This window comes from Haloarcula sp. H-GB4 (assembly GCF_030848575.1).
Classification (GTDB): Archaea; Halobacteriota; Halobacteria; order Halobacteriales; family Haloarculaceae; genus Haloarcula.
On sequence record NZ_JAVDDX010000001.1, the window covers coordinates 1,484,283 to 1,497,380 of the forward strand.

At 60.4% G+C, this 13,098-nt stretch carries 8 protein-coding genes; 7 read left to right on the top strand and 1 reads right to left on the bottom strand.

Translation table 11 applies throughout. The annotated features are described in order from the left end of the window. Window positions 1-80 precede the first annotated feature (80 nt). The 5 genes from RBH20_RS07600 (at window position 81) to RBH20_RS07620 (ending at window position 8,300) form a co-directional block, all read left to right on the top strand. On the top strand, window positions 81-2,153 hold the full coding sequence (locus tag RBH20_RS07600) for a PrkA family serine protein kinase (RefSeq protein WP_306707129.1): 2,073 nt from the start codon (window positions 81-83) through the stop codon (window positions 2,151-2,153). Beyond that, window positions 2,153-4,435 carry a PrkA family serine protein kinase gene (locus tag RBH20_RS07605; protein ID WP_306707131.1) on the top strand — a complete coding sequence of 761 codons (2,283 nt, stop codon included), beginning with the start codon at window positions 2,153-2,155 and terminating at the stop codon, window positions 4,433-4,435. Before RBH20_RS07600 ends, RBH20_RS07605 begins: the two co-directional genes overlap by 1 nt. Continuing rightward, on the top strand, window positions 4,426-5,739 hold the full coding sequence (locus RBH20_RS07610; protein ID WP_306707133.1) for a YeaH/YhbH family protein: 1,314 nt from the start codon (window positions 4,426-4,428) through the stop codon (window positions 5,737-5,739). Before RBH20_RS07605 ends, RBH20_RS07610 begins: the two co-directional genes overlap by 10 nt. Then, window positions 5,736-7,775 (top strand): SpoVR family protein, encoded by a 2,040-nt coding sequence (locus tag RBH20_RS07615; RefSeq protein WP_306707140.1) that lies wholly within the window; start codon window positions 5,736-5,738, stop codon window positions 7,773-7,775. The genes RBH20_RS07610 and RBH20_RS07615 overlap by 4 nt, the downstream gene beginning before the upstream one ends. A gap of 132 nt (window positions 7,776-7,907) precedes the next feature. Beyond that, window positions 7,908-8,300: a secondary thiamine-phosphate synthase enzyme YjbQ gene (locus RBH20_RS07620; RefSeq protein ID WP_306707145.1), complete on the top strand. Its 393-nt coding sequence runs from the start codon at window positions 7,908-7,910 to the stop codon at window positions 8,298-8,300. Between the two features lie 23 nt (window positions 8,301-8,323). Here the strand turns inward: RBH20_RS07620 and RBH20_RS07625 are convergent, their stop codons facing one another. Further along, window positions 8,324-10,306 carry a long-chain fatty acid--CoA ligase gene (locus RBH20_RS07625; RefSeq protein ID WP_306707147.1) on the bottom strand — a complete coding sequence of 661 codons (1,983 nt, stop codon included), beginning with the start codon at window positions 10,304-10,306 and terminating at the stop codon, window positions 8,324-8,326. A 472-nt stretch (window positions 10,307-10,778) separates the two neighbouring features. Between RBH20_RS07625 and RBH20_RS07630 the strand changes: the two genes are divergently transcribed. Both RBH20_RS07630 and RBH20_RS07635 read left to right on the top strand, forming a co-directional pair. After that, complete coding sequence (locus RBH20_RS07630; protein ID WP_306707149.1) at window positions 10,779-11,927, top strand: poly-gamma-glutamate biosynthesis protein PgsC/CapC; 1,149 nt, start codon at window positions 10,779-10,781, stop codon at window positions 11,925-11,927. Then, a complete protein-coding gene (locus RBH20_RS07635) occupies window positions 11,924-13,090 on the top strand; it encodes a Mur ligase family protein (RefSeq protein WP_306707154.1) in 1,167 nt (388 codons plus the stop codon). The genes RBH20_RS07630 and RBH20_RS07635 overlap by 4 nt, the downstream gene beginning before the upstream one ends. Window positions 13,091-13,098 lie beyond the last annotated feature (8 nt).

The following is a 13,098-nucleotide window of genomic DNA, read 5'->3' on the forward strand; positions in this document are numbered from 1 at the left end:
CACCGAGTAGCGACACAGCCCCGAGACCAGCCCGCGACAGTCGGCGGTCGCCTGCAGCCACGACGAACTACTGAGATAGCATGAGCAAGAACAAAGAGACACTCGAAGCGCTGAGCAAGGAGTACCGTGACACGATACCGGCGGACCTCCGGAAGACGAACACGTTCGACTGGTATCTGCAACAGTTGTACGACGAACCAAAGATTGCCCGCAACGCCCACCAGCGCGTGGCGGACATGTTCGACTACTACGGCAAGACATACGACGAGGAGGCCGGCGTGGTCGAGTACGAACTGGCGAGCGAGGACCCGCTCCACGACGGTGAGAACACCTTCTACGGACGGGTCATCCACGAGGCGATGCACGAGTTCGTCAACAAGGTCAAATCCGGTGCTCGCGGGCTCGGCCCCGAGAAGCGGATCAAGCTTCTTCTGGGGCCGGTCGGGTCGGGGAAGTCCGACTTCGACCGGCAGGTCCGGCGCTACTTCGAGGACTACACGAGCCGGGACGACGGCCGGATGTACACGTTCCGCTGGACGAACCTCTGTGACGTCATCCACGACCAGGATCCCGCTGACGATGTGGTTCGGTCGCCGATGAACCAGGACCCGCTCGTGCTCCTCCCGCAGGCACAGCGGGACAAGGTCATCGAGGACATTAACGCTGAACTCGATGCCCCCTACACTATCCGAAACGAGCAGTCGCTGGACCCCGCCTCGGAGTTCTATATGGACCGCCTGCTGGCCGAATATGACGACGACCTGCAGTCCGTCCTCGAGAACCACATCGAGATCGTCCGCTTTGTCGCCGACGAGAACCAGCGCCGCGGGATCGAGACGTTCGAGCCCAAGGACAAGAAAAACCAGGACGAAACGGAGCTCACAGGCGACGTCAACTACTCGAAGATCGCCATCTACGGCGAGAGCGACCCGCGAGCCTTTGACTACTCCGGGGCGTTCTGTAACGCCAACCGCGGCATATTCTCTGGCGAGGAGCTGTTGAAACTCCAGCGGGAGTTCCTCTATGACTTCCTCCATGCCAGTCAAGAACAGACAATCAAGCCCAAGAACAACCCCCGTATCGACATCGATCAGGTCATCGTCGGCCGGACGAACATGCCCGAGTACCGGGACAAGAAAGGCGACGAGAAGATGGAGGCGTTCAACGACCGGACCAAGCGCATCGACTTCCCGTACGTCCTCCAGTACGAGGCCGAGGCTAACATCTACCAGAAGATGCTGCGCAACGCCGACCTGCCGGACATTCAGGTCGAGCCCCACACGCTGGAGATGGCGGGCCTGTTCGGCGTCCTCACTCGCATCGAGGAGCCCGACAACGAATCCATCGACCTCGTACAGAAGGCGAAAGCCTACAACGGCGAGATCGATGAGGCCGACGACGTGGACGTGAAGAAACTCCGCGAGGAAGCCGAGAAGATGGCCGACATCGGCGAGGGGATGGACGGCGTCTCCCCGCGGTTCATCGGCGACGAGATCGCCGAGGCCATCATGGACTCGATGCACCGCAGCCGCGACTTCCTCTCACCGCTGACGACCTTCAATCACCTCGAAGGCAACCTTGAGAATCACGGCTCCATCGACGAGGAGTCGTTCAGCAAGTACTACCGCTTCCTTGAACTCGTCCGCGAGGAGTACAAAGAGCGGGCCATCGAGGACGTGCGTCACGCGCTGGCCTACGATATGGACGAGATCCAGCGTCAGGGCGAGAAGTACATGGACCACGTCATGGCCTACATCGACGATGCGACCGTCGAGGACGAACTCACCGGCCGCGAGCAGGAGCCCGACGAGCAGTTCCTGCGCTCCGTCGAGGAGAAGCTGAACCTCCCCGAGGACCGCAAGGACGACTTCCGACAGGAAGTGTCGAACTGGGTGTCCCGTCGCGCACGCGAAGGTGACACGTTCAACCCACAGGACAACGACCGCCTGCGCCGTGCCCTCGAACGCAAGCTCTGGGAAGACAAGAAACACAACATCAACTTCTCCGCACTGGTCTCCAGTTCGGAGATGGACGATGAGGAGCGCAACCAGTGGGTCGACGCTCTCATCGAACAGGGCTACTCCGAAGAGGGGGCCAAGGAAGTGCTCGAATTCGCCGGTGCGGAGGTCGCCAAAAGCGAGATGGAAGAGTAATGACTGGCGAGGAGTACATCGACCGCGCGGACGAGTCACTCGACGCCGCCTATGAGGCCCCGATGAGCCTCGCGGAGTACGTCGACACCGTCCTCGAAACGCCACAGGTCGCGGCCCACGCCTCAAAGTACCTCCTCGACGCCATCGAGGACGCTGGGACGCGGATGGTCATCGAGGAGGGCGAGGAGAAGGAGCGCTACCGCTTCTTCGACGACCCGTACAACGACGGCGAACACGCCATCCTCGGCAACACTGAAGTGCTGAACGCCTTCATCGACGACCTCCGCTCTATCGCGGCGGGCCGCGGCAAAGACGAGAAGATCATCTGGCTGGAGGGGCCGACAGCCACGGGGAAGTCCGAACTCAAACGCTGTCTCATCAACGGTCTGCGGGAGTACTCGAAGACCCCCGAGGGGCGGCGCTACACCGTCGAGTGGAACGTCGCCGGGGCCGGCGGCAACGCCACCAGCATGACCTACGGGAGCGCAGCCATCGAGGACGAGGACGACTGGTACGAGAGCCCCGTCCAGGCCCACCCGCTGACGGTATTCCCCGAGGACGTGCGGACGGACCTGCTCGCCGAGGTCAACGAGCGGCTCGACGACCACATCCCGATCCGTGTCGACGGGCAACTCGATCCGTTCTCCCGGGAGGCCTACGACTTCCTCGAAGAGCAGTACCGACGGCAGGGCGAGACGGACCTGTTCTCGGCGGTCACCCAGCCGTCCCACCTCCGGGTGAAGAACTTCGTCGTGGACGTGGGCCGGGGCATCGGCATCCTCCACTCCGAGGACGAGGGGACGCCCAAAGAGCGCCTCGTCGGCTCGTGGATGCACGGGATGCTCCGCGAACTCGATTCGCGGGGCCGGAAGAACCCACAGGCGTTCAGCTACGACGGCGTCCTCTCGCAGGGTAACGGCCTGCTGACTGTCGTCGAGGACGCGGCCCAGCACGCCGACCTGCTCCAGAAGCTGCTGAACGTCCCCGACGAATCCCACGTCAAACTCGACAAGGGCATCGGGATGGACGTGGACACGCAGCTCATCATCATCTCGAACCCGGACCTAGAGGCCCAACTGAACAAGCACGCCGACCGCGAGGGACAGGACCCACTGAAGGCACTGAAACGCCGGCTGGACAAACACGAATTCACGTATCTGACGAATCTCTCGCTGGAGGCCCAGCTTCTGCGCCGTGAACTGACAAACGAGACGCGGGTCTGGGACCCCGAGACCTGGGATGAACTGGAAACGTGGATTCAGGAGCCACTGACTATCTCGGTCCGGGACCGGGTCGAAACGGCGACCGAGAAGGAACTGGCCCCGCACACCGTCGAGTCCGCGGCGCTGTACGCTGTCGTTTCGCGGCTCGACAGTGCCGAAATCCCGACCGGGCTGGACCTCGTGGACAAGGCCCTGCTGTTCGACCGTGGCTACCTGATGGAGGGCGACGAGCGTGTCGACATCGACGACTATGATCTGGAGACCACCGCCGATGACGGCGACCACGGTATCCCGGTCACCTATGTCCGCGACATCATCGCCGACCTGCTGCACGAGCCACAGGACCGACACCATCCCGACCTCCCGGTCGAACACGTCCTGATGCCCAGGGACGTGCTCAACGCCGTCGCTGAAGGGCTTTCAGACGCGCCTGTGTTCTCGACCGGTGAGGCCACGGAGTACGAGGAACGTGTCGTGACTGTCAAGAACTACATCTTCGGCCAGCAGGAACAGGACGTGCTCGACGCAATGATGCGGGACAAGCGCGTCGACGAGGCGACCGTCGAGGAGTACATCGAGCACGTCTACGCCTGGGAATCGGACGACCAGATCGAAAACGAGCGGGGCGAACTCGTCGACCCGGACCCGCTGAAGATGAAGGTGTTCGAGATCGAGCACTTGGGCCGCTTCGACGAGAAGAACTACGACGGCAACGAGCCCGACCACGCCGTCGAGCAGTTCCGCACCGACAAGATCATTACGGCGCTGAACCGCCATGCGTGGCAGCGCCGCGACGAGGAGTTCCGCGTCGGCGACGTGAATCCCAAGGAGATTCCGGTCATCAACACCGTCCTCGGGAGCTACGACTGGGACGACATCCAGCGGACCTACGAGGATTTCGAGCCCAGCCAGTGGGACAACCCGCCGTCCGGAACCGAGACGGCCCGCCTCAAGGCGAAGACGCTAGATAACATGGTCGAGATGTTCGACTACACCGAGGCGTCGGCCGAGTTGACGAGCCGACACGTCATGAGTCAGGTGAGTTATAGATGGGACTAAAAGACGACCTCGAGCGGTATCGTGACGTGGGCGAGGAGCGCCGCCAGGACCTCTCCGAGTTCATCCAGTACGGCGATCTGGGCCAGTCTCGGGGCGATTCGGTACGCATCCCGATCAAGATCGTCGACCTTCCTGAGTTCGAGTACGACCAGCGCGACCAGGGTGGCGTCGGCCAGGGCGAAGGCGCCGAAGAGGGCGACCCAGTTGGCCAGCCACAGCCCCAGCCCGGCGACGACGGTGACGAGGACGGCGAACCCGGCGAGGAGGGCGGCGAGCACGAGTACTACGAGATGGACCCCGAGGAGTTCGCCGAGGAACTCGACGAACAACTGGGACTCGACCTCGAACCGAAGGGCAAGAAAGTCATCGAGGAGAAGGAGGGCGATTTTACGGACATCACCCGATCCGGTCCCTCCTCGACGCTTGACTTCGAGCGGCTGTTCAAGAAAGGGCTCAAGCGGAAGCTCGCGATGGACTTCGACGAGGACTACGTCCGCGAGGCGCTCAAAGTCGACGGCTGGGGGCCGGCCACCGTCTACGAGTGGACCCGCGAGCAGAATATGCCCGTCTCGAAGGCGTGGATCGACGACGCCTACGAGGAGCTGCCAAGCGAGGAGAAGGCCGTCTGGGACTCCATCGAAGAGATGGAGGACAACGTCGAGGAGGTCGAGACCTCCCAGCGCATCCGTCAGGAAGGGGTCAACCAGATCCCGTTCCGCCGCGAGGACGAGCGCTACCGCTACCCCGAAATCGTCGAGGAGCGCGAGAAGAACGTCGTCGTCGTGAACATCCGGGACGTCTCCGGGTCGATGCGCCAGAAGAAGCGGGAACTGGTCGAGCGGACGTTCACGCCGCTTGACTGGTATCTCACGGGCAAGTACGACAACGCCGAGTTCGTCTACATTGCCCACGACGCCGACGCCTGGGAAGTCGACCGCAACGAGTTCTTCGGCATCCGCTCGGGCGGGGGCACCCGCATCTCCAGTGCGTACGAACTCGCCGCCGAAGTGCTCGAAGAGGAGTACCCCTGGAGCGAGTGGAACCGCTACGTGTTCGCGGCGGGCGACAGCGAAAACTCCTCAAACGACACCGAGGAGAAGGTCATCCCGCTGATGGAACAGATCCCGGCGAACCTCCACGCCTACGTGGAGACCCAGCCGAGCGGAAACGCCATCAACGCCACCCACGCCGAAGAGGTCGAACGCAACTTCCGTGACGCCGACAACGTCGCGGTCGCGTACGTCTCCTCGCCGGAGGACGTGGTGGATGCCATCTACGACATACTCAGCACGGAGGACCAATGAACAACGATAGATTCGCGAAACAGCGCGTAGCCGATGACCTCGACGAACCCGTCGAAGAGGCTGGCAATCTAGCCAGAAAACTCGGCCTGAAACCGTATCCGGTGAACTACTGGATCGTCGACTACGACGAGATGAACGAACTCATCGCCTACGGCGGGTTCCAGCAGCGGTACCCGCACTGGCGCTGGGGGATGCAGTACGACCGCCAGCAGAAACAGGGCCAGTTCCTCGGTGGGAAGGCCTTCGAGATTGTCAACAACGACGACCCGGCCCACGCGTTCTTACAGGAGTCGAACACGCTGGCCGATCAAAAGGCCGTCATCACCCACGTCGAGGCCCACGCTGACTTCTTCGCCAACAACGAGTGGTTCCGCATGTTCACCGACGGTTCCTCCCGGACGACGACCGACGCCTCCGGCGAGGACCGTCGTCGCGGCCCCGACGCCGCGGGGATGCTCGCTCGACACGGCGACACCATTCAAGAGTACATGCAGGACCCCGACATCGAGCGGGCCGAGGTCGAGCGGTTCATCGACCACGTCCTCTGTCTGGAGGACAACATCGACCAGCACGTCCCCTACAGCCCCGTCGAGACGGTTCCCGAGGAGTTCGAGGACATCGAAGGGGCCGACGTGACCGACCAACTGGATGATCTTGAACTCTCTGAGGAGGTCAAACGGCAGGTGTTTGACGAGGAGTGGCTGGACGCCCAGCGCGATGACGACGAGAACGTCACGTTCCCCGCCGAACCTGATAAGGACGTCCTCGGGTTCCTCCGCAAACACGGCATGCAGTACGACGCAGACGCCGAGCGCGCCACCGAGATGGCGGACTGGCAGAAGGAGCTGCTGGAACTGCTTCGTCGGGAGGCCTACTACTTCGCTCCCCAGAAGATGACGAAGGTGATGAACGAAGGGTGGGCCTCCTACTGGGAATCCCTGATGATGACCGGCGAGCAGTTCGCCGGCGACGACGAGTTCATCCTCTACTCCGACCACATGTCGAAGGTGCTCGGATCGGGCGGGCTGAACCCCTACAGCCTTGGGCTGGAAATCTGGGAATACGTCGAGAACACGGAGAACCGCCGCGAGGTCATCGAGCGTCTGCTCCGGGTCGAGGGTATCACTTGGCGGAACTTCGACGAGAGCGTCGACTACGAAACCGTCCAAGACCACCTCGAACCCCCTGAGTGGCTCACCAACATTCCAGGCCAACTCGACGACCTCAACCCCGAGGACTCACGCGTCGATTCCGAGGGGCTGGCAGCGGCCCGTGACGGCGACTTCGACGTGGAACAGTACCCGTGGAAGGTCCTGACCTACGAGGGACTGGCCCACCGGCACTACTCCTTGGTCAAGCCCCAGTACCGCGGCTTCGTCTCCCGGATCGGGCAAGAGGAACTGGAGCGGACCGCTCGCTACATGTTCGATGACTCACGCTACGACAGCGTCGAGGAAGCGCTTTCGGACGTAGACTACACCCGCGGCTGGGAGCGGATGCGGGAGATACGGGAGAGCCACAACGACGTGACGTTCCTCGATGAGTTCCTCACCCAGGAGTTCGTCGACGACAACGACTACTTCACCTACGAGTACACCCACGCGTCGGGCGATTACCGGGTGACCTCGACGGACCACGAGGACGTCAAGAAGAAGCTGATGTTGCAGTTCACCAACTTCGGGAAACCCACCGTTGTCGTCGAGGACGGAAACTATCAGAACCGCAACGAACTGCTGCTCGCCCACCAGTACAACGGCGTGATGCTCGACATCGGGCAAGCCAAGGAAGTGCTCAAGCGCACCTTCGAACTCTGGGGCCGCCCGGTGAACCTCCTGACCATCGTCAAAGAGTTCGACGACCACGACGTGGAGGTCGCCAAACGGCGCGACCGCGAACCCGAACCCGAAGAAGTCGGCAAGCGGATTCGGTATGACGGCGACGAGGTGACCGTCACTGATGTGGACTGGGCCGAGGTCGAGCACCTCACCGCAACCGATATCGATTACAACACCAAGCCGGACGAATGGCTGGCTTGAGCGCCGCGCGGCGCCCTCGGCGCGGGCAGATAACCGCCCCGCGACACTGACAGGCAGTTTCTCGTTGCAGCCACCCGAATCGTATATGATAAATGGCCTATCTTCACATAGGTCCGGGGAGTGGGATTCGATATGAACGCAACTCGGTTCACCGTCAAAAGCGACACGCACACAGACGTGATTGATATCACCGACCGGGTTCGGGACGTGATTCCTGAAGACGCCGAAGGGACCTGCACCGTGTTCGTCCGTCACACCACGGCGGGCATCACCGTTAACGAGGCCGAGCCGCGATTGCTGGGTGACCTTGGCGACGCACTTGGGGACCTTATCCCGGACAGCGGGTGGGACCACGACGAACTGGACGGCAACGCGGATTCACACGTCAGGGCAATGTTCGTCGGGCCAAGCGAGACGATTCCCGTCCGCGACGGGGACCTCGATATGGGGACGTGGCAGTCCGTGCTATTCGTTGACTGTGATGGGCCGCGCGAGCGAGCCGTCGACGTGGTCGTCACCGACTAAATCGGGGTTCCAGTGGCCGTCAGTCAGGCCGCCTCAACCTGTTGCTCGCCGTATATTTCGGCAAGTTTCTCGCGGTACGCGCTGCGGATGTTGCGGCGTTTCTTTTTCATTGACGGGGTGAGCAAGTCGTTCTCGGCGGTCCACTCGCGGGAGACGAGCGCAAACGACTTGATTCGCTCGACACGTTCCAGTTCCTCGTTGACCGCGTCGACGGCCGTCTGGACCCACGCGTGGACGCGTTCGTCATCAACCAGTGCTTCGGGGTCGTCGGGAAGGTCGACACCCTCGCTTTCGGCCCACCGGTGGAGTTCCTCGAAGTTCGGGACGAGTATCGCGCCGACGAACTTCTGGTCGTCGCCGACAACCATGACCTGATCGACCCGGTCGTTCGTCGCGAACTGGTCTTCGATCGGCTGTGGCGCGACGTTTTTGCCCGTCGAGAGGACCAGCAGTTCCTTGAGGCGGTCGTGATAGATGAGGAACTCGTCGTCGGTTCGTTCAACGATATCGCCGGTGCGGAACCACTGGGTGCCGTCGATTTCCGTGAAGGCCCGTGTCGTCGCATCGGGCGCGTTCCAGTACCCCTGAGTGACGTTCGGGCCATTGACGAGCAGTTCGCCCACATCGCCAGTGACGTTGTCGAACTCGCTGGCGTCGACGACACCGGTATCGATGTGAACGTCGACGTCATGCAGTGGGGATCCCAGGGTTCCGGGCCGGATGTCCTCCGGTGGGTTCACAGTCAGGACTGGCGATGTCTCCGTGAGGCCGTACCCTTCGAGTATCGTTAGCCCCATCCCGAGGAACGTCTCACAGAGCGTTTTTGAGAGGCTGCCGCCGCCACTGACCATGAACTCGATGTTCCCGCCGAGCTGTTCTTTGACGGTGCTGTAGACGAGGCGGTCCGCAAGTGAGTGTTTTGCCGTGAGTATCGGTCCCGGATTGTCGGTCCGGGCATAGTCGCGGGCCACGTCCATTGACCAGTCGAAAATCCGCTTTTTCAGCGGGGATTCGCTGGCCTGTGTTCGCATATTGTCGAAAATCCGCTCATAGACTCTGGGAACGCTTAATCCGGTCATGGGTTTGACAGTCTGGAGGTCGTCAGCCAGCGTATCCGGACTCTCGGCGTAGCTCACAGCCGCGCCGGAGGCGTACATGAAGAAGTGGCCCGCGAGGCGTTCGAATACGTGGGCCAGCGGAAGGAACGCTATCGAACGCGTGTCTGGGGTAACGGTTGGTAGGTCCGACGATTTATCCGGTCGTGGCCCGATTCGCCTGCGCGTCTGATTGACGTTCGCCCGGAAGTTACGGTGGGTGAGCCGGACCCCTTTCGGCTGGCCTGTTGTCCCGGAGGTGTAGATGAGACTCGCCAGATCGTCGGGGTCACGTTCGTCCAGCCAGGACTGGTATGCCGTCTCGCTAAACGTCTCCTCGCCGCGCCTGTACACCGTTTTGAGCGTGTACACGTCCTCTCGGTCCACATCAGTGTCGTCCATGACGACGATGAACGAGAGTGACAGGTCGTCCTCGATAGCCAGCACACGGTCCAGCATCTCAGCGTTCTCCACGACGACGGCGCTCGCCTCTGGGTCCGATAGCAGATACTGCACCTGCTTCGACGAGGAATCCGTGTACACGGTCGTCACCACCCCACCCGCAGACAGAATGGCAAAGTCACTCAGCGCCCACTCCATCCGTGTGTTTGCCAAGATACCAACACGAGCGTCCGAGCCGACACCCAGGTCCCGGAACCCTGCGGCCAGGTATTTGACTAGCTGATGCATCCGCTCGTAACTGAGAGCGGCGTAGTCGCCGTCAGGAGCCGCCGGTATCACATCGTCAGTCAGTGACCGATCATAGACACCACCCTTGTACAACTGGGCCGTCGTGTCGGCGTTCCGCGCTGCGCTTGCGGCGAACATCTCACCCAGTGTGTCGTCACCGATGACTTCGTCAGTGTACTCCTCCTCAGCCTGACGCCAGCCAGCGTGATTGCCCGCAGTCATGTCATGGGTCGTTGTTCATCGTGGGAGCCCAAATACGTGTAGGATGTTAACAACTAGTTGGTTTGTCGGAGTTGTTTTGCGGAAGTCGTATAGCTCGTCGATAGTGCTGATACGATGTCGAAAGTAAGTCAGATAGTCTATATTTTCTGTGACAGTGTGCGCACTCAGGAGTGATATTGTCTGACAATCTGATAAATAAGGCAGTAAGTTCGGCTTGCTTCTAAAACATTTTTCTGTGCCCTCATACCCCCATTTTGCGTGATATTAACGTCATACTATTAGACGGTTTGAGCCGATTTGTGATACAGCGCTATGTTTTTCTGGTGTATAATTAATATAGGTCAATTAATAGAGTATTCGAGAGGAGTTTAAATCAATGCTGCCAACGCTATCAGACCAGGTCGATATGACCCCCGAGGTACAGCTTTCTGCAGAGATCAGACGCGTGTACACTGGGTGTACATAGACCGATATGATACTCTCCGGCCTACTCGTTATTACTGGGTTGACACTCGGCGTGACAGCCACGCAGTTGTGGGACCTCAGGCTGTCAGGGGTCATTGTCGTGCCCCTGTTTGCACTGTACACACTATATGACGTCTCATCCTTGCCAGTGCTGGTCGTCAGTGTCGCGGCTGCGTATTGGTGCCTTACCGTCGTTTCCGAGCGGACGCTGTTGTACGGTCGAAGACTACTATACACCGCAATCTTGTTCGGCGCGGTCATCCCGTGTATCGCCGTCGCCGTACTGGCATCGTTCGGCTATTACACCAACTCGATTGAGGTGTATGCGATCGGAAGCATTCTCCCGGGAGTCGCAGCGTATAACCTCCATCGACTTGAGTTTGAGCGACTAGTTGATGACATCGTCGCTACGGTCGCTGCGTACATTGGCCTGCTCATACTCGGTTCTGCACTGGTCTCAGAGACCACACTGGCACTGCTTGGGACGGACGCAACGCTCCTGTTTTCGCCAGCATCTGATGTCGCACAGCTCCGGAATGTCGCTGTTGCAGGCGGTAGTTTCGAGATGGTACATGGTCCAATAGTCGGCCTGAGCGTTCTGTTCTTGGGACTCCTGGTATCGTTGTTCGTGGAGACAGTCTGGAACGTCCGGCTGTACGGGATTATCGCGCTCCCGCTACTGGCGCTGTTTGTTGTCGCTAGGCCGTCCGTGTTGTTGCTCTACGCCGCCTTCCTGCTGGCGACGTATGCGATCATTCAGTTCATCCATCGGCGGACATTGGTGTATGGGCGGGTCCTCCTTTCAATGGCAGCCGTCACTGCTGTGTTGCTGTCCGTCCCTGCCGAGATGCTTACCGCGCTTCCGGGCAATTACCTCTTATTCACCGCGCTGATCGCCGGAATCGGTGCATACAATATCCACCGTCTCTCTGTGACTGAACTCCGCCAGTCGACCCGTCTTTCAGCAGCCATTTTGGGCGTATTTGTGCTGCTGGTGTCAGCACTGACGGCGCCCCCGCCAGTACCCGGTGGAGTCGGAACGGTTGCGCTGATGGCAGGTATAGTGCTCATCCCGGGCGGGCTAACAGCTGCCCGGCTTGAACAGCAACGACGACTCGATAAGCGATGGCGACCAGTCAAGCGGGACGCAGTATGAATCTCAGAAAATATCTCCAGCGGCTGCGCAACGTTGCAAGCCGAGGACCGTCGCACAAAGCCCGATTAGAGAATATAGACGAGAAGATCGTCGTAACCGGCACCCGTGGGAAGTCCGGCGCAACGCGCTGGCTCTACGAGATTCTGTACGGTCGCGGACGAGATGCGTTCGCGAAGATTACCGGGAATCGCCCACTCGTTTTGCATGGCGGGGAATCGCACCCGATTGAGCGAGGGCGTCGAGTCACGCTGTACGAAAACGAGGCCCAACTGCGCCAGTATGCACCAGTCGAAACAGCGATCTTCGAGAATCAGGCGATTGGTGAGTACACTACGCGAACGGTCCATCAGCGGTTTACCGACCCCGATGTCATCTTTCTCACCAATATCAGGAGCGATCACCTTGACTGGCTCGGGGATACCCCTACACAGATAGCCCGATCGTTCGCCAGAACGATTCCCGATGGGGTGACGCTCGTCGTCGGCGAACAGCGTCCGACCCTTCGCGCAGTGCTGAAACGAGAACTGGAGGATACTGACGTTCAGATCCGCTGGGTGCTGGTTCCGAAGCCACTGCGAGATGTACCGGGCGCAGAGACGATACTCGGGCTGAATGAAGTGCTTGAGGCACTTGGTGAACAGCCGCTCTCTGACCGACAAATAGAGGCCTATATCAATGAAATGCAGGTCAGATGGACATCACTGGGCGACGGCCGCGTATACAATGCTGCGTCAGTCAACGACATCGACAGTACCGAAATCGTCCGTCGGGCACTCGATGACAGCGAGATTGACACGATTCAGCCGCTGATATACTTGCGTCCAGACCGCCGTGCCAGAACAGCGTCGTTTGTGTCGTATCTGGACGGGTTGTATTCGGATGACGTGTTCGAGGTAACGCACGCCGTTGGGCCACACGCGGAACTGTTCGACAAGCAGGCGTCATTCCCGGTTGCGACGCACGATACATCGAAATCTGCGAGTGCTGTGTTAGATGCAGCGCTATCACCGGGCTGGCCGGTTTTCATCATGGGGAACACTGTCGCCGACTTCATGCGCGACCTCGAAGCCGAAATCGAGGCACGGAGGGCTGACAGTAGCCAGGAAATGCCGGAGAAGTCCACGTCAGTGGACGAGCAACGAACGATCGAACGCACGCAATAACGAGTACC

Bases quoted from the DNA above. Each gene is read 5' to 3' on its own strand.
- RBH20_RS07635 (WP_306707154.1), top strand. From the start codon at position 11,924: ATGAATCTCAGAAAATATCTCCAGCGGCTGCGCAACGTTGCAAGCCGA.
- RBH20_RS07605 (WP_306707131.1), top strand. From the start codon at position 2,153: ATGACTGGCGAGGAGTACATCGACCGCGCGGACGAGTCACTCGACGCC.
- RBH20_RS07600 (WP_306707129.1), top strand. From the start codon at position 81: ATGAGCAAGAACAAAGAGACACTCGAAGCGCTGAGCAAGGAGTACCGT.
- RBH20_RS07630 (WP_306707149.1), top strand. From the start codon at position 10,779: ATGATACTCTCCGGCCTACTCGTTATTACTGGGTTGACACTCGGCGTG.
- RBH20_RS07615 (WP_306707140.1), top strand. From the start codon at position 5,736: ATGAACAACGATAGATTCGCGAAACAGCGCGTAGCCGATGACCTCGAC.
- RBH20_RS07620 (WP_306707145.1), top strand. From the start codon at position 7,908: ATGAACGCAACTCGGTTCACCGTCAAAAGCGACACGCACACAGACGTG.
- RBH20_RS07610 (WP_306707133.1), top strand. From the start codon at position 4,426: ATGGGACTAAAAGACGACCTCGAGCGGTATCGTGACGTGGGCGAGGAG.
- RBH20_RS07625 (WP_306707147.1), bottom strand. From the start codon at position 10,306: ATGACTGCGGGCAATCACGCTGGCTGGCGTCAGGCTGAGGAGGAGTAC.